Consider the following 17,763-nt stretch of genomic DNA (forward strand, 5'->3'; position numbering starts at 1 on the left):
CAGCTATATAAGCTGACTTTTTTATAAATACTGGTACTTAGATCAGATTAAAGTACTTTGATTTGTTCTGCTTGAGGACCTTTCTGACCCTGAGCGATAACGAACTCAACTTTTTGACCTTCAGCAAGAGTACGGAATCCGTCACCCTGAATGGCACTGAAGTGTGCGAACACGTCAGGACCGTTTTCTTGTTGAATAAAGCCAAAACCTTTAGTTTCGTTGAACCATTTTACAGTACCTGTTACTGTGTTAGACATAATATATATCCTTTAAAATTTAATTTAGTAGCCGATAACGGCGCTTCTAGCGTGGAAAAGTAGATTGCTATTGCGTACGGACACGACGGGGGAGTAACAAGTATTCCAACGAAACGTATTTGTAAACAAAGAACTTCTTTCTAGCCTCTTTCATAGTAGAGTATTGCCACCCCTTGTCAATGAATCTTTTATTAAACTTGAATCTGATTGAAAAAATAATCGATGAATAGTTGTTATATTCTACAAAGTTATAGTCTTATGCATCATTTTTCATTATGGTAGGATATTAAAAAAGCGATGATAGACGATGGTTTTAACTCCGAATGTAATGGTTTACCTGATAGAACTGAGCATCCTATTCTAAGGTAGGCTATAGTTTTAACATTAACGGTCGTTTAACTCACTGAAATAACGTATTTACTTATCAGGGTTTATTTTTTCCTTTTATGACATTGATAAGAAAAATATGCGATTATTACAGCCAGTTAGGAATAATTGAGGGGTGATTAAATGTCTCTTCCTGTGCTCATTTGTGATGATTCAGCACTAGCAAGAAAGCAGATGGCGAGATCGCTCCCGGCAAGTTTAAATGCAGATATATCGTTTGCAGAACATGGCTGGGACGCAATTGAACAGCTGCAAGCAAAAGACTTCAGAATCATGTTTCTTGATTTGACGATGCCTGAACTGGATGGTTTTGGCACGTTAGAAGAGATTAAAAAATTAGGTCTTAAAATTCCGGTTGTTGTCGTGTCAGGCGATATTCAGCCAAAAGCAAAAGAACGTGTTTTAGGATTGGGCGCAAAAGCGTTTATCCAGAAACCTATGGATAAAGAAGTGCTCAAACAAGTGTTGAGAGAATTAATAGAACCCCCGCAACAGGTTACGAGTGTTACCCCGGTCACTTTTGAATTGCCTGTTGTTAAACGCAGAGACATTTACATGGAAGTGTCGAATGTGTCTATCGGCCGGGCAGCAGATGCGCTGGCACGCCACTTTGATGTCTTTGTCGAATTGCCACTTCCAAACGTTAATATTTTTGAAGTCAGTGAATTGCATATGGCTCTGAAAGATTTGGCAGAAAACTCGCAGGTCTCGGGCGTTTGTCAGGGGTTTAGTGGCGAAGGCATTGCCGGAGAGGCTTTGGTTTTGCTGAGCGATTCCAGTGTGTCTGATCTGAAAAAACTGATGAAGGTTCCGGCAGACAGTGAAGATCTGGAAGAACTGGAATTGTTGATGGATGTATCAAACATTCTTGTGGGTGCCTTTTTAAATGGTTTGGGAGAGCAGGCGGAAGTTCGTTTCTTTCAGAGCTCACCGGTTCTGCTCGGACAGCATATCCCTATCGAATCCGTGATTCAGTCAACAATGGGGTCATTTTCTAAAACGATGACATTTGAAGTAAGTTATAACATTGAGGGAACATCTATCCGGTGTGATCTGTTGTTTATGTTTGTCGATGAGTCTTTACCATTGCTCGATCACAAACTCTCGTATTTGATGGAGGACTTTTAATTATGGATCTTCCGGCTGAGTTTGAGCAATTCCACTGGATGGTTGATATGGTTCAGAATGTTGAACTGGGACTGATCGTGTTAGATCGTGACCATAATATTCAACTGTGGAATAGTTTTATGACACATCATAGTGGCTTTCAGTCACATGACGTGCTGGACAAAACGATTTTTGACATCTTTCCGGAAATCCCGGCGGAATGGTTTAAGTTAAAGACAAAACCGGTTTACGATCTGGGATGCCGGAGCTTCATCACATGGCAGCAACGCCCTTATCTTTTTAAGTGCCGAAATGTTCGTCCTGTCACGCAACAAGCTGATTTTATGTATCAAAATGTCACCTTAAACCCGATGAGAACGCCTACGGGAAAAATTAATTCATTGTTTTTATCCATTCAGGATGCGACAGCAGAAGCGTTAGCATCCCGGTGTTCATAATTTATCAGGCTGAATGTCTTGGTTCGGCCTGAATTGCTATTCATTTATTGAGATTTATCCATGGTGATGCCTAGTCGTTTGTATACAGCTGAACAAGTCCGATCCGGAGAAAAATTAGCCGCTAAATCGAAAGAATTGCGCATGTACTATCTGATGGAGCGTGCCGGTCAGGCTGTTTTTGCTATAGGAATGGCCCATTTCCCGGGGACAGAGCACTGGTTGGTTTGTTGCGGGGCTGGAAATAATGGTGGTGATGGATACATCGTAGCCAATCTCGCTAAGTCTGTTGGTATCAATGTAACGGTTTGGCAGGTTGGTGGTGTAAGCAAAATAAAGGGCGATGCCCGGATTGCGTATGAGCACTGGATATGTGCCGGAGGGCAGGTTGTTCTGCCGGGAGAGTTCATTCCTGACGATGTGGATATGGTTATTGATGGCCTGCTCGGTACCGGACTAAAAGGTGACGTTCGGGAGGAGACGGGAAAGATTATCAATCTGATTAACCGGAGTGGGTTGCCGGTGATTGCCATCGATATTCCTTCCGGATTGTGCAGTGATACCGGAACCGTGTTGGGGAAAGCTGTTAAAGCGGCACATACGGTGACGTTTATCGGAGCGAAGCAGGGGTTGGTGACCGGATTCGCCAGAGATTATGTCGGTCAGCTTCATTTTGCCGGGTTGGGGGTTGAAGACATTTTTGATGAGTTGCATATTCCGAGTGCCTGGATTCTGGATAAAGAGTTACTGACGATGCATTTGGGAAAACGGGCACCTTCTTCTCACAAAGGTTCTCATGGTAAAGGGCTGATTGTGGGAGGCGGCGCCGGGATGGCCGGGGCATTGGTTCTGGCATCGACTGCAGCTTTAAAAACCGGGATTGGCATGATTTCAACCGTGTCCGATCCCAATACGGTATTACCTGTTGTCATTTCTAAGCCGGAGGTTATGGCTTCAGGATGGGATGATGTGAACAATATAGGGAAAAGGCTTGACTGGTGTAATGTGGTTGCTATCGGCCCGGGGCTGGGACGTGATAGTCAGGCTGAAGTGATATATGAAATGATTCGGGAAAGTGAGTTGCCTAAAGTTGTTGATGCCGACGGGTTATATTTTCTTGCCAGACAACCATCCTATGATGCTCAGCGGGTTATTACGCCTCATCCGGGTGAAGCCGCCCGGCTGCTGGGATGCTCTGTTTCAGAGGTTGAAAAGGATCGTTACCATGCCGTTCAGGATTTACAAAATAAATTTGGTGGTATTGTTGTTCTTAAAGGTGCAGGTACCCTGGTTTGTGACAGTGAGCAGTGTTTTGTTTGCTGTGCCGGTAATCCGGGGATGGCGACGGCCGGGATGGGGGATGTGTTAACAGGGATCATCACCTCTTTTATTGCTCAGGGACACAGCCTGCTTAACGCGACCCGATTAGGCGTCCTGGTCCACAGTTTAGCTGCGGATGAAGACGCCAAAGAGTATGGAGAGAGAGGACTTGTCGCAAGCGACTTGTTCCCTCACCTGAGAAATTTAGTCAATTAATTCATTCCCGCTTCTTTCCCCTGAATGGAACTGAGTGATGTTCAGGGCTGTCGTCTGGGCGATGTTTTGCAGAGCATCTTCTGTCAGAAATGCCTGATGACCGGTAAACAATACGTTGTGACAGGCCGACATTCTTCGGAAAACATCATCAACGATGACATCGTTTGATTTGTCCTGGAAGAACAGTTCTTTTTCGTCTTCATAAACGTCTAATCCCAGCGAGCCTATTTTACCGCTTTTTAATGCTTCAATAGCGGCGACGGAGTTGAGCAACTCTCCCCGGCTGGTATTAATAATCATCACACCGTCTTTCATTTGAGAAAATGCGCTTTCGTCCAGAAGGTGATAATTTTCAGTGGACATCGGGCAATGTAGGGTGATGACATCGCTTTTTTGGAATAAGTCAGCCAGTGAAACGTAGTTTGCGCCCAGCTCTTTTGCTGCCGCGTTTTCAAATGGGTCATAACACACCACATTCATTCCCAGACCTTTCAGAATCCGGATGACCGCTACGCCGATTTTCCCTGTGCCGATGACTCCGGCTGTGCGCCCGTTAAAATTGAACCCGACCAGCCCTTCAAGATTAAAGTTAGCATCTCTTGTTCTTTGGTAGGCTTTGTGAAACCGTCGGTTCAGAGTCATCATTAGTCCAACTGTGTGTTCGGCAACCGATTCAGGTGAGTATGCCGGGACTCTGGACACCTGCAGGCCAAGTCTTTTTGCAGCATCCAAATCAACCCGGTCAAAACCGGCACAGCGCATCGTGATTAAACGTGTTCCGCCCTCATACAGCTGAGTTAGTACTTTTTCACTAAGATCGTCATTAACGAAGGCGCAGACCACCGAGCATCCTTTTGCCATTTGGGCGGTTGTTTCAGTTAAACGAAAGTCATGGAACTGAATATTAATAATCTTATTATCAATTACATGGTTAAACGATTTTATGTCGTATGATTTTGCACTAAAAAAAGCCACATCAATCATTACAGTCTCCTCAGAAAAATAATAATTATTATGAGGTATGTCATACACACATTTATCTGAAAAATAAACCATAAATAAAGTGTGACAACTTCAGATGGTTTGCGAGCCGGGATTTTTACCTGTTTATAATCAGTATCCACCGGGGCTAAAACCGATATTTTGCGCCCATTGTAAAAATAGTATCCGGTTCGTCTAACTGCAGATTCTGGTATGACAGTTCCACGTTCAGTTCCAGGTTGCGTTGCATTGGTGCCGGAACACTGGCGCCAATACTCAGATATGGGCTTAGTTCGCTGAATGGCGATGTTACGGAGTCTTTAAAGACAATCCCGTAGTTATTGTTTTCCTTAAGCCAGTTAAGACCGCCTTTCGCGTAGACCGTTCCAAACTTATCGAAAGATCGTTGAATCAGTGCAGCACCAAAAAGACCCTGATAATTCGACTGTGATGTTTGATCCTGAAGGTGAGGGGCAGGATGAATACTGTCGAGATAGCCGACATTGAAATGAAGATTCGGCAGTGCATGCCAGTTAAAACCAACGGTCTGGAACCATAAATCACTATTTTTCAGGTACGGTTGAGCCGGGACACTGGAAAGACTGGCACTTTTATAAAAATAGCTTTCCCCGTTAGCACCAAATGCAACGTTGTTATTCATCACAAAGAAAATCAGCACAAGAAAATAGCGCATGATGATCAGCTCTCCATGAACTCAGTTCTGCTAAGGGGAAAAACATAGTTAATTTTAGCAAAATTATAATGAGTTGATGCGCCCATTAACGAAAATGAGCAATATTATTGGAAATAATTATGTCGGAAAATGTAACCAGATGATTTGTGGTAAAAGGCAGGTTTTGCAAGATACACATTAAAAGATAGTACCACAAAAAAAATTGAAATATCAGTCTTGCCGAAAATAAATCACAGCCTATAATGCTGAAAACCGGAGCGTCTGCCAACGCTCCGGTTTTTTTGTGTCCGAAAGAAGCAGGAGTCTGCCAACCCCTTCTTCTCACGTTGCACAAACCATATGAAAGATGGAAAGCTAAGGAAAATGCAACATGCGTATCGAACAAGAACTTAAGTTAGGTTTTAAAGATGTACTGTTTCGCCCGAAACGTTCAACCCTTAAAAGTCGTTCTCAAGTAAATTTAACCCGCGAGTTTACCTTTAAGCACAGTGGCCGTCAATGGTCTGGCGTGCCGATTATTGCTGCTAATATGGATTCCGTTGGTAGTTTTGAAATGGCCGAGGCACTGGCAAAACACGATGTCATGACGGCAGTGCATAAGCATTATTCCGTTGAACAGTGGAATGATTTCGTTTCCCGGGCATCAGAAAATGTGCTTAAGCATATTATGGTCTCAACGGGAACATCCGATGCGGACTTTGAAAAAACAAAAACAATTCTTGCGATGAACGACGCGTTAACGTTTATCTGCATTGATATTGCTAATGGTTATTCAGAGCACCTGGTCGATTATGTTTCAAGAGTTCGTGAAGCCTTCCCAGACAAAGTGATATCGGCTGGGAATGTGGTCACCGGTGATATGGTTGAAGAGCTTATTCTGGCCGGTGCCGATATTGTTAAAGTCGGCATTGGACCGGGTTCTGTATGTACAACCCGTGTCAAAACCGGAGTGGGTTACCCTCAGTTGTCAGCCATTATTGAATGTGCCGATGCCGCCCATGGTTTAGGTGGCCGTATTATCGGTGATGGCGGTTGTACCTGTCCGGGTGATGTTTCAAAAGCTTTCGGCGGCGGAGCCGATTTTGTTATGCTTGGTGGTATGCTGGCCGGTCATGATGAGTCCGGCGGTGAAGTTGTCGTTCAGGGTGGGGAAACTTACATCAAATTCTATGGAATGTCGTCACAGTCCGCAATGGACAAACATTCCGGTGGCGTAGCCAAATACCGCGCGGCAGAAGGTAAAACCGTTTTATTACCCTACCGGGGAAGTGTCAATAATACGATTCAGGATATTATGGGTGGCGTTCGTTCTACCTGTACTTATCTGGGGGCATCGGCTTTACGGGAACTCACTAAACGTACGACATTTATCCGTGTCCGCGAACAGGAAAATCAGGTTTTCGGAAAAGAAAAGTAGGTTAAGCGGAAATATGGTTGTAAATACAACCATACCTTGAAAATAATAGCCGCTGAAAAATCTCAGCGGCATATAAAGTATTATTCGATTTCACGGTTCCAGCGTTTATTCCATGCAGGGCGATATTGGTTAATTTTATCCCAATCTGCTGTAATTGCTGTTTTGATGAATGGCTTTATTTTTGCCAGTTCTTTTTGGGATTGGGCTGAGCCAGTTACGGCTGAGTTAACCGGAATATAAGAAGCATGCTCAAGTGCTAATGATTGAGCTTTTTCGGATAATACCCAATTGGCTAACTTTTGGGTCAGTTCTCTGTTTTTACTGTTCTTAACAACACATTGATCATAAAGAAGCGTTACTGAACCTTCTTTTGGATTGGCGTATTCAACACTGATGCCTTTTGATTTCATGGCTGCAGCCAGAGTCGGTGTGATTGGGAACAGTCCGGCTTCATTAGTCTGAACCATTTCAGACAATTTCGAAGAACTATCTATATAAACTTTGACGTTTGGTGCTACGGTTTCAGGCCAGGCTTTAAACCCCGGATTAACGTTATCAACACTACCCCCATGCAGTTTGTTAAACATCAGGAATGAGTGCATACCAAAAGTCGATGCCGGTATTGACTGAAACACGAGTTTCCCTTTGTATTTTGGATCAGCCAGGTCATTCCAAGAGGTTGGTGCAGCCCAGCCATTTTTTTTAAACATCTTTGTATTGTAACCAAGACCGACCAATCCGACACTTACTGCCGTTGCCATATTCTTATCGACGTGAGCTGAGGGATAAAGTTGTTTATCTATTTTTGGGTCAAGTTGCATCTGGTCACACAGATTCATTTTGATTGCCCGATACATCAATCCATCATCAAGAAACATCAGGTTCATATCAGGATTTTCTTTACTAGCACGAACCTTGGCTAGGACATCGGTCGATGTGCCAGGAATCACCATTATTTTTACATCATTGGCTTTTTCAAATGGTGGGAATACATAGTTTTCATACATTTTCTGCATCGTACCGCCATTCATTCCAACGTATAACGTTGTCTGAGCATTGGCTGGTAATGATGCTCCGATTAGTGTAAAACCAGCGATTAAACTCGCTAACAGTGTTTTTCTATTCCATTTTTTCATTATGTTTCTCCTTGGTACAAAGTTAGTGTTTTTAGCACTTATAAAAATCGATCAATTTGAAAAGGATTAATATCGAAAGTTGATTTACCTTCTGAGACTAAATCTGTGAGAGCCGCTCCTGCACCAGGACCGATTTCAAACCCTCCGCCTGAAAATCCAAATCCATAAAATAATCCGTGGTGTTTTTTACTTTGGCCAATAATGGGGGCGTGGTCAGGGAGAAAACCTTCCATACCAGACCAGGTGCGTAATATTTGGGTATTTTTTAATGAAGGAATCAGAGCCAATAAATGGTGCATGAGATTTATCAGGTTTGTTCCTGTTGCTCTGGAGGATGATTCACCGATTCCGATTCCTCTGCCCCCGCCAAATACCACGTTGCCACGAGTCACTTGCCGGCAATAAATATCGCCTCCCTGAACCCCCAGACAGGGCTCAATAAAGTGAGGAATTGGTTCGGTGACCGCCATGGCAGGACATCCCCTTTCTAACGGAAATTTTTCGTCCAGCTGTTCTGCCAGGTTGTTGCTCCACGCGCCAGCGCATATCACAAGTTGCTCTGCCTGATAGAGTCCGAATTCTGTCGTGACCTGATAGTAGCTGTCATTATATTCAATGTGCTTAACTGGGTTTCGTTCAACAACGTTGGCTCCTTTCTTAGCGGCGGCGGCTGCAAAGGCAGGACTTAAAATTCGCGGATTTGCCTGGCCATCGTGTGGTGAAAATGACCCTCCAACAATCTGTTTGCTTATCCATGGGTATCTTTTTCTAATCTGTTCACCGGAAAGCATCTCCAGATCGAGGCCGGAGTTGAATGACTTCTGATAATAGTCATTCAATATGATCATATCATTTTCATTTCGGGCTAATTTAAGGTGTCCTGTGGTTGAATATTCATAGCGGCCGCCCAGAAGGTTCTCCAAATTCTGCCAGATTTCCCTGGCCTTTATGGCTAAAGGTAAATGTGTCACCGGACGCCCCTGACAACGAACGCCACCAAAATTAACACCACTGGAACGACTTCCACAGGTATCACGTTCCAATAACGTAACCTTAAGTCCTTTCTGGCTCATAAACAGGGCTGCAGAAGAACCTACAATCCCTCCACCAATGATAATGACATCTGAATTAATGGGCTTCATCTGCTAGTTCCTCATTGATGACAATCGGAATGGGTTTTAATGGACTTTGAGAACGAATTCTGCCTACATTTTGGCTATTGTTGTTGGTCTCATAAGCTAATAATTCTCGAATTGCCGTGCTGCAAACCCTTCCCTGACAGCGTCCCATACCACTACGGCTGTGGGCTTTGAGCTGGTTTATTTCTGTGCAGTTTTTGGTTTTTATGGCGGTTCGTATATCTCCTGCCGTGATATTTTCGCACCGGCAGACCACGGTATCGTCACTAACATCCTGTGCCCACAATTCTGGGAAAGGAAATGCTTGAGCTAAGCCATGAGAAAAGATTTTTAGGTGGTTTAATTGCCGGTTGAGCTTTTTCGCTTTTTTATTGGAAACGGGAAGACCTAATTTATTTAAAATCTGATTGGCTGCTTTTTTGCCACTTATCTGAGCAGCATAAACACCGGAGATTCCACTATTGTCACCAGTCATATACAAGTCAGGAATGGAAGTCTGTTGTTCATTCAATACCGGTAACCAGTCATGATGAATAGGATGGTAGTGAAACTGACACCCTAATAAATCTGCCAGTTGAGTTTCGGAGCGCAGACCATACCCAAAGGCAATGGCATTACATGTGATATGATGTGTCTGTTCTGGCGCCTTGCTGTTATTCCATTTGATTCCAGTAACTTTATTATCACCTTCTGCTTCATTCAGACGAGCATTATGGATGATTTTCACACCGGCACGTTTTAGTGATGCCAGATAGTATAATCCTTTCAACATGACTTTCGGGGCGTGTATCAGTTTAAGGCTTGACTTGCATTGATCAGCAAAACTGGAGTAATCCAAAATGGCCTTAATGTTTGCTCCCGCCTTTAAATATTGCCATGCCAGCAGGTAAAGTAGTGGACCATTACCTGCTATCACAACGTCACTGCCTATTGTGCATCCCTGATTTTTTAAAGCTATCTGAGCGGCACCTAAAGTATAGACACCAGGAAGTGTCCAACCTTTGAAAGGAAGAATTCTGTCTGTAGCACCCGTTGCGATTATTAAGGAATCCCACGCAATTTCTTTATAGGTGGAATTCACCTCATCGAATAAACAAAGTGTTTGGCCTGAAGCATTCCAAACCATATGACGAGGAAGGTACGTTATTTTATCTTCTATGGTTTGCCAATTTTTTAAAGCTTGTTCTGCTTCTTTTGCATCAAATCCATACAGTTGTTTTTTAGTACGAGTGAAATTTTCCGGTTGTTGTCGATATATTTGACCGCCAGACTTTGAATTTTCATCAATAACAGTAGGATGTATACCTTGTTCAACGAGTGCTATAGCAGCCGACATTCCTGCAGGACCAGCGCCAATAATAACAACATTATGAGTCATGATCGGTTACTCCTTTGAATAGAGGAGACTGAGAATACAGTGTCATGCCTGATTGTAATGGTGTAGAGCATGAACGAATTCGCTCGCCATTTTCATTCCAAACCCAGCAATCCTGACATGCCCCCATAAGACAAAATCCGCTGTGTGGTTGATGGCTAAATTCATTTTTTCGTAAATAGGGGAACTGATTGAGAATGGCGACTAATATTGAATCGCCTTCAAATCCCGTCGCAGGGTGATCGTCAAAAGTAAATGAAATAGACAGCCGGTTTAACTCTTGAACGCGATGTATGATGGCTGTGTCAACGTTGTCCATAAATACCAATACCTCTTAATTTTTGCCAATCAACAAGCGATCCAGCCCGTAGAAACGGTCAATAACAAACATAAGGATCGCTGTGATGAAAATCATGACGGTGGAAACCGCTGCTATCATTGGATCGATGGATTCGGTGGTGTACATATACATACGAACTGGTAGCGTGATGGTCGATGGTGAGGTGACAAAAACAGACATTGTGACTTCATCAAAACTGTTAATGAATGCTAAGGCCCACCCGCCGGCTATTCCGGGAGCGATAATGGGGAGTGTTATTTTGAAAAACACGATCAGATTGCTTGCACCGAGTGATTGAGCCGCCTGTTCTGTTGAACGATCAAACCCAACTAAAGCTGTCAATATCAACCTAAGCACGTAGGGCGTAATCACGACAATATGTGCGATAAGTAACCAGAAAAGTGAACCATTTACACCCATGAGTGTAAACATCCGCATGAGAGCAACACCTAATACCAGATGAGGAATGAGCAAAGGAGAAAATAGTAATCCGCTAATGGCATTTTTCCCTGGGAAATCATAGCGCACCAAAGCAATGCCTGCCGGGATGGATATTAGGCATGATAATGTTGCTGAGCCAGCTGCCAGTCCCAGGCTCAACCAGAATGAACTGATAAATTCATCGTGTTCCAGAAGAGTTTCAAACCAGCGTAATGACCAATGAGTTGTTGGCAAGCTAAGGGTCGGCTCCGGTGTAAACGCTACCAGACAAACAATGATCAAGGGGGCTAACATAAATACAATTACCAGGCAGTGAAATAATAGAGATAAAGGTCCGTTTTTTCTCATGATTAGTCCTCCAGAATGCGTTTGTAACGACGCTGTAATAAGCGGTTAAAATTCACAATAATTAATAGGTTAGCGACTAATAAGATCAGAGCTAATGCAGCACCCGTTGGCCAGTTTAGTTCCCGAAGATATTGATCGTAAATCAGGGTTGCGACGACTTTGAAACGACGCCCCCCAAGAATCCCCGGAATAACAAAAGAGCTGGCACTTAATGCGAAAACAATCAGCGAACCGGAAAGAATACCAGGTATCATTTGAGGGAGCAGAACCTGACGAAAGGTATTCCAGCGACTGGCATTAAGCGACAACGCTGCATTTTCAACTTCAGGATCCATTTTTTGAATAGTGGTCCAGAGAGGAATCAGCATAAAAGGCATCATGACGTGTGCCAATGCGATGATTACGGCCGGTTCTCTGTACAGCATTGTTATATGAGGAACACCAAAGAAGGCAAGACAATGATTGATAAGCCCGTTATCTGCCAGTAATAGGCTCCATCCGAAAGAACGTATAACTACTGAAATTAATAAAGGTGACAAAATAACGACTAGCATGGCTGAACGCCAGGCTCTGCTCATGCGGTTAAGAATCATTGCTTCAGGTATAGCAATTGCTGAACAGATCAGGGTAACGAAAAAACTGACCCATATCGTACGATCGAAAATCTCCCAATACCATGAGTCATTGAAAATATTAATAAAATTGTCAAATGTAAATGTTCCCGGAATTGCGCCCAGATCCGGGTCGTAGTGATTAAACGACAACAGGAGTGTAATCGTCAGAGGAGTAATGATCATAACCAGAAAAATGATGGTCCCAAGACTGCACATAAACCAGGGCGCAAGATGAGGGGAGCCTGGCTTGCGTGATATGCCTATTTTTGGTGATAACGTATTTTCGGTCATCATACGGCTACCTCTGCACTGTGTTTAACTGTTGGTAGCAGGCGACAATCATTATCGGACCAGTCTAATTCTATCGATGAGCCTACTGCTAATGTGTCTGGCATATTATTGGTTGATAGGACTTCTAATTGGCCGATATCCGTCTTGATAAGGTACGTCCAATGGCTTCCCATGAAGAATTTTTCGGTTAATTGACCGGTAATACGCCCTCTTCCCTGAGGTGCAAGAAAGAGGCTTTCTGGTCTTAAACTGAGGATGACATTTGATTTAGGGAGAAAATTGAATTTTTTTCCAAGCGAGATTTGTCTGTTGTTAGAAAACGCTAAAAGTGTTTTGTCTTTGCTTGTGTGAGTAACGGTACCTTCAATCAGATTTGAATGTCCGACAAACGAGGATACAAACGTATTTTTCGGATGCTGATAAAGTTTCTGTGGCGTATCAACCTGGACGATTTCGCCATCCTGCATAACGACAACTCTGTCACTGATAGACATCGCTTCGTTTTGATCGTGAGTTACCATCAGGGTTGTTGTTCCGAAAGAGGACTGAAGGCGGCGTAATTCATACTGCATTTCTTCGCGAAGTTTTGCATCCAGATTAGACAGAGGTTCATCGAGGAGCAAAATATCAGGGTTAATGACCAATGCACGAGCCAGCGCGACACGTTGTCTTTGTCCACCAGATAAATGACGTGGATATCGATCTTTATATTGTTCAAGATGAACGTGTTTAAGGATTTTTTCCGTACGTTGGATTTTTTCCGACGGTTCTACTTTACGCATCTGTAGACCAAACATGACATTTTCAGCAACCGTCATATGAGGGAAAAGGGCATAGGATTGAAATACAATGCCTAACCCTCTCTGATTTGGTGCTGTTTGAGTAATATCTTTGCCTTTTAACGTAATAGAACCATGGGTTACGTCGACAAATCCGGCGATCATTTGCAGTGTGGTTGTTTTTCCGCAACCGGATGGACCAAGTAAAGAAATGAACTCTCCCTGTTCTACCGATAAATTTATGTTTCTGATGACCTGACGTCCACTGTAATTTTTATAAATATTTGAGAGTGACAAAAAAGCCATAAAGAATCTCCTTATGTGACCATGCTGGTACTCATGTCTTCCACCGGAGCATGTTGGTAAACCATTCCCTGTTTGTGTCTTATCAACTGCAGTTTCTGTACCATTTATGACATATTTTTCCTCTCAGAGAGAAAATATTATTTAATTTTCCGTTGAGCGGAATTTATAAATATGTTTTATTTATATTAATTCGTTGTTAGAAAAATGATAAATAACAGGTGGGTTTGATTCGATTCTGCGGTGCACCATAATACCTTGTCATGCACCATTGATGAGCACATGTATCTTTTTTGAACCCAAAAATAGGATGCGATGAAAAAGGAGGTTATATGGAATCATTAGGTGGAACTGCCCGTTTGTTTAGGGTCATTCGGCTGATGGCCGCAAATAATGAAGATGGAATGAGGATGTCCGATATCGCTTCTCAAACCGGGATGACTCCGGCATCGGTACACCGGATTTTGAAATCTTTGATAGAGGAAAGAATTGTGGAGCAAGGGACTGATAAACGCTATTCCCTTGGGCTTGAATTTTTTGCGCTGGCCGCGAGTGCTGGACATAAAGGAGGATTAAAAGAATTAGCGCAGCCAGTGTTACTTCGGTTAGGCTCTCGTTTGAATGATTCCGTCTTTTTGTTTGTACGTAATGGCTATGACGCCGTTTGTATTGACCGCCATGAAGGGCCTTTCCCTATTCAGACATTTACTAACGATGTTGGTGGCAGAGTGGCTTTGGGTGTGGGCCAGGCATCTATGGCAATATTGGCTTATTTATCACCGGCTGAACAAGAAGAAGTATTGCAATATAACATCGCCCGATTAAGGGAATACAACGTGTATGATGAAATATCCGTCAGGGCGGAAATGCTGCGGGTTAGCGAGCAGGGGTATTGTGCAAAGAACAGTGGTTTACTGGAAGGGGTTGTTGGATTAGCAGTACCTCTGTTTGATTGCAATGGGCAAGTTATCGGTGCGTTAAGTATTGCTACTTTAACCGACCGTCTGAATCAGGATCGTTTGCCTGTCATTGTTGATGTCATGAAACAAGAAGCAGACAAGTTAAGCAAATTGATTAATCCTTTTGACAGAAACTTACGCAGGCCACGGCTTTAATAAGGTAAATTAGGTGTTTCAAGAGCCAAAAAATGTGTACAGACTTCAATAAAAGTGGCCGCAAGACTGTTAAGTTCAGGGAATGTATCGCTTAAAGAGACAGAAGAATAATTAGCAAGTGTTATAAGTGATTTAGTGAATAAAACCACAACATCGAATAGCAACAACCGTACATAACAAGAGCATAACGCCAATTGAGCTTTAGTAATGTTTGTGCACTGATGTTGTATCGGGATTGAATACTGATCTGTACTCCTGAAAATGGTGATAGTCCTATTCCTAACGACCAGCCCATGAGTAATGTTAATCCCAGAAGGTTAGGATCGTTAACGGCCGGAGCAAGGATACTGCCCGCTAATGCAACGCTGGTCACCGGATGCATTCCTATTAATGCTAACAAAATTAATATCAGCAGAGTGACGCTGGCTTCTATATGTCCAAAGTGAGCCGGGGCAATATTCCACTGTAACGATGTTAATATCGCAGCCATACCCGAAGCTAATAATGCTGCTGCAGCAAACAGCACGACTTCTCCGCTGGAATTGGCAACGCCTGTTTCGATATGCTTAACGAACGACTTCATTCCCGCCCTTTTTTGGGTTAATAGTAATCCAATAAGGGTAAATGAAACGGAAATAAGAGAGACCAGTGTCAGAACGCTCAACTTAGGCGCCAACTCATGAACTAAAATCACAAGAAAAGCAAGAAGGCATGGCATCCACAAAGACCCAATTGCTATTGGGTATCCTTGTAAGTCCTTAGAATTAGGTTGTCTTATAATTTCCCAGATACTGACAATAATACCGGAAAGACTAACCGGGATCCCATAAAGGATCAATGTACTTAATTCTGAGCCCGGTGAGCTAACTAATGTTAACCCCATTGCAGCAAAGAAGGGTGACCAAAAAGCGCAGATACAAAAGGCACGTAGAAGTAATAGACCCTGAACCGGGTTGAGTGAATTAGCTTTGGCAATACGATCACCAACAATAATCACGGATGACATGTTTAATACGGCACCAAACAGGTGAGCACTTAATAATGTGGTGATTAACGCCTTTTTCCCTGTTGGAAGTTCATTACTTATTTTGTTTGTACCGGTAATAAAAATTTTAAGGAAACCAACCGCAATAAGCATATTGATGACTTTTTGATTTGCTTCGAGAGCGTTAAGAAAAATAGAAGATTCAACGTGATTGATGACACCAATTATTATCCCTATGCTACCCAAAAAAAGTAATAAGGTTATCTGTTTTTTTTGACTGGGTTTGGCATAAGGGAAAAATAGTAATGCAGTCAGCCAGATAGGGACCCCTGCCCAGTAGCCATGAATTGTGTTCGTTATTGCGGATATTATCGAGATTAATAAACCGCCCGCTAAAAGCCATCCTGATACTTTAGCAATGGTTGGACTCATAATGCATATCCAATAAGTTCATGATTAAAAACTCTACCCCTTGAAGATAAGAGGTAGAGAAATACCTATCCTTTATGGTAATTATTCAAAGACGATGCCCTGAGCAAGAGGCAAGTCACCACCATAGTTGATAGTATTCGTACTTCTTCTCATGTAGCTTTTCCATGCATCTGAGCCAGATTCACGACCACCTCCGGTGTCTTTTTCACCACCGAAAGCGCCGCCGATTTCTGCGCCGGATGTACCGATATTGATGTTGGCGATACCACAATCAGAGCCGGAAGGAGAAAGGAATAACTCAGCTTCACGCATATTTTCAGTGAACATTGCAGAAGACAGCCCCTGTGGCACTTCGTTCTGGATGTCTATTGCTTCTTTAATGTCATCAAATGTCATGACATATAAAATCGGAGCAAATGTTTCATGGTGCACAATTGGTGCATCATGAGCAATTTCAACAATAGCCGGATTGACGTAAAAACCTTTTTCAGGGACATTCTCACTAACACGGTCGCCTCCATAAATAATGCTGCCACCCTGAGATTTTGCTGCCTTCAGTGCCTTTTGCATTGACTCAAAACTTGCGCTGTCAACCAGTGGGCCAACTAAGATATTTTCTGCTCGGGGGTCACCGATACGTAGTGTTGAGTAGGCTTGTTTTAAGCGTTCTACTAATGAGTCTTTGACGGATGAGTGAACAATGAGTCTGCGTAGACTGGTACAACGCTGACCAGCAGTACCGACGGCCGCAAATACAATCGCACGAAGAGCAAGTTCCAGATCAGCATACTGAGAGACAATCATGGCGTTGTTGCCTCCTAATTCTAATAAAGAACGACCCAGACGTTCGCCAACGACTTTACCTACACTGCGTCCCATCGCGGTAGAGCCGGTTGCTGAAACAAGAGGATAGCGTTTATCTGCGCTCATTGTTTTGCCTATTTCTGCATCACCAATTACAACACTACAGATATTTTTAGGTGCATCAGAAAATTTTTCCAATGCTTTATTCACAATGCATTGAGCTGCCAGTGCACAAAGTGGTGTTTTTTCTGATGGTTTCCAGACGATCGCATTGCCACAAACCAGACCCAGCATGGTATTCCATGCCCATACTGCCATTGGGAAGTTAAATGCAGAAATAACGGCAACCGGACCTAGCGGAAGCCATTGTTCCATCATGCGGTGTCCGGGTCTTTCACTTGCGATAGTCAGACCATGTAACTGACGGGAAAGGCCAACTGCAAAATCGCACACATCAATCCATTCCTGAACTTCGCCTAAAGCTTCAGGCATGATTTTACCGGATTCCAGAGTAATCACCTGAGCAAGCTCTTCCTTGTATTCTCTTGCAAGGTTACCGATGATACGAACCAATTCACCACGTTTAGGGGCTGGAACTTCGCGCCACTCTTTAAATGCTTCGGTTGCATTCGTTGTTAATTCATTAAATTGTTCTACTGTGGCACAAGTGAAAGTGGCTGTTTGTTTCCCATCGACAGGGCTATAGCCATTAAAACTGTTTCCTAGGCCTTTTGTATTCGCTTCTCCCGAAACGATACAAGAATAAGTGCCGCTTTCGTTAAATTTATTAACGCCCAGAGTCTCTAAAAATTGAAGAGTCATAGTTA

General features: G+C 43.1%; 17 protein-coding genes. 5 read left to right on the forward strand and 12 right to left on the reverse strand.

What is annotated here, in order from left to right; genetic code table 11:
* Positions 1-47: 47 nt before the first annotated feature.
* Positions 48-257 carry a cold-shock protein gene (locus LRQ06_RS15480; RefSeq protein ID WP_232767955.1) on the reverse strand — a complete coding sequence of 70 codons (210 nt, stop codon included), beginning with the start codon at positions 255-257 and terminating at the stop codon, positions 48-50.
* 510 nt (positions 258-767) lie between these two features.
* On the opposite strand from LRQ06_RS15480, the gene LRQ06_RS15485 reads away from it, so the two are divergent.
* From LRQ06_RS15485 to LRQ06_RS15495, 3 genes are read left to right on the forward strand one after another with little or no spacing between them, the layout of a single operon-like run.
* On the forward strand, positions 768-1,772 hold the full coding sequence (locus tag LRQ06_RS15485) for a response regulator (RefSeq protein ID WP_232767956.1): 1,005 nt from the start codon (positions 768-770) through the stop codon (positions 1,770-1,772).
* Positions 1,772-2,209, forward strand: a complete 438-nt coding sequence (locus LRQ06_RS15490) for a PAS domain-containing protein (protein ID WP_232768993.1) — start codon at positions 1,772-1,774, stop codon at positions 2,207-2,209. Before LRQ06_RS15485 ends, LRQ06_RS15490 begins: the two co-directional genes overlap by 1 nt.
* 60 nt (positions 2,210-2,269) lie before the next feature.
* On the forward strand, positions 2,270-3,742 hold the full coding sequence (locus tag LRQ06_RS15495) for an NAD(P)H-hydrate dehydratase (RefSeq protein WP_232767957.1): 1,473 nt from the start codon (positions 2,270-2,272) through the stop codon (positions 3,740-3,742).
* Here LRQ06_RS15495 and LRQ06_RS15500 read toward each other — a convergent pair.
* Together LRQ06_RS15500 and LRQ06_RS15505 are read right to left on the reverse strand one after the other, a co-directional pair.
* Complete coding sequence (locus LRQ06_RS15500) at positions 3,731-4,726, reverse strand: 2-hydroxyacid dehydrogenase (protein ID WP_232767958.1); 996 nt, start codon at positions 4,724-4,726, stop codon at positions 3,731-3,733. The two genes, LRQ06_RS15495 and LRQ06_RS15500, sit on opposite strands and share 12 nt — an antisense overlap.
* Positions 4,727-4,871: 145 nt before the next feature.
* Positions 4,872-5,417 carry a hypothetical protein gene (locus LRQ06_RS15505; RefSeq protein WP_232767959.1) on the reverse strand — a complete coding sequence of 182 codons (546 nt, stop codon included), beginning with the start codon at positions 5,415-5,417 and terminating at the stop codon, positions 4,872-4,874.
* 370 nt (positions 5,418-5,787) lie between these two features.
* On the opposite strand from LRQ06_RS15505, the gene LRQ06_RS15510 reads away from it, so the two are divergent.
* Positions 5,788-6,834: a GMP reductase gene (locus LRQ06_RS15510; protein WP_232767960.1), complete on the forward strand. Its 1,047-nt coding sequence runs from the start codon at positions 5,788-5,790 to the stop codon at positions 6,832-6,834.
* 80 nt (positions 6,835-6,914) lie between these two features.
* On the opposite strand, the gene LRQ06_RS15515 is transcribed toward LRQ06_RS15510, so the two are convergent.
* Genes LRQ06_RS15515 through LRQ06_RS15545 form a run of 7 tightly spaced genes read right to left on the reverse strand, consistent with a single transcriptional unit; the run spans position 6,915 to position 13,603 of the window.
* A complete protein-coding gene (locus LRQ06_RS15515; protein WP_232767961.1) occupies positions 6,915-7,970 on the reverse strand; it encodes an ABC transporter substrate-binding protein in 1,056 nt (351 codons plus the stop codon).
* A gap of 38 nt (positions 7,971-8,008) precedes the next feature.
* Positions 8,009-9,112: an NAD(P)/FAD-dependent oxidoreductase gene (locus tag LRQ06_RS15520; protein WP_232767962.1), complete on the reverse strand. Its 1,104-nt coding sequence runs from the start codon at positions 9,110-9,112 to the stop codon at positions 8,009-8,011.
* Positions 9,099-10,487 carry an NAD(P)/FAD-dependent oxidoreductase gene (locus LRQ06_RS15525; RefSeq protein ID WP_232767963.1) on the reverse strand — a complete coding sequence of 463 codons (1,389 nt, stop codon included), beginning with the start codon at positions 10,485-10,487 and terminating at the stop codon, positions 9,099-9,101. Before LRQ06_RS15525 ends, LRQ06_RS15520 begins: the two co-directional genes overlap by 14 nt.
* Entirely contained in the window at positions 10,477-10,803 is a 327-nt protein-coding gene (locus LRQ06_RS15530) for a (2Fe-2S)-binding protein (protein WP_232767964.1), read from the reverse strand. Before LRQ06_RS15530 ends, LRQ06_RS15525 begins: the two co-directional genes overlap by 11 nt.
* Before the next feature lie 15 nt (positions 10,804-10,818).
* Entirely contained in the window at positions 10,819-11,613 is a 795-nt protein-coding gene (locus LRQ06_RS15535) for an ABC transporter permease (RefSeq protein ID WP_232767965.1), read from the reverse strand.
* Positions 11,614-11,615: 2 nt separating this feature from the next.
* Positions 11,616-12,521, reverse strand: coding sequence for an ABC transporter permease (locus tag LRQ06_RS15540; protein WP_232767966.1), 906 nt, complete (start codon positions 12,519-12,521; stop codon positions 11,616-11,618).
* Positions 12,518-13,603, reverse strand: a complete 1,086-nt coding sequence (locus LRQ06_RS15545; protein ID WP_232767967.1) for an ABC transporter ATP-binding protein — start codon at positions 13,601-13,603, stop codon at positions 12,518-12,520. The genes LRQ06_RS15540 and LRQ06_RS15545 overlap by 4 nt, the downstream gene beginning before the upstream one ends.
* 329 nt (positions 13,604-13,932) lie before the next feature.
* Here LRQ06_RS15545 and LRQ06_RS15550 point away from each other — a divergent pair, with 329 nt between their 5' ends.
* Positions 13,933-14,715: an IclR family transcriptional regulator gene (locus LRQ06_RS15550; protein WP_232767968.1), complete on the forward strand. Its 783-nt coding sequence runs from the start codon at positions 13,933-13,935 to the stop codon at positions 14,713-14,715.
* A gap of 121 nt (positions 14,716-14,836) precedes the next feature.
* On the opposite strand, the gene LRQ06_RS15555 is transcribed toward LRQ06_RS15550, so the two are convergent.
* Positions 14,837-16,132: a hypothetical protein gene (locus tag LRQ06_RS15555; RefSeq protein WP_232767969.1), complete on the reverse strand. Its 1,296-nt coding sequence runs from the start codon at positions 16,130-16,132 to the stop codon at positions 14,837-14,839.
* Positions 16,133-16,213: 81 nt separating this feature from the next.
* Positions 16,214-17,758, reverse strand: a complete 1,545-nt coding sequence (amaB, locus tag LRQ06_RS15560) for an L-piperidine-6-carboxylate dehydrogenase (protein WP_232767970.1) — start codon at positions 17,756-17,758, stop codon at positions 16,214-16,216.
* Between the last annotated feature and the right edge of the window lie 5 nt (positions 17,759-17,763).

Origin of the sequence: Vibrio salinus (genome assembly GCF_021272385.1) — a bacterium.
Lineage (GTDB): Bacteria > Pseudomonadota > Gammaproteobacteria > Enterobacterales > Vibrionaceae > Vibrio > Vibrio salinus.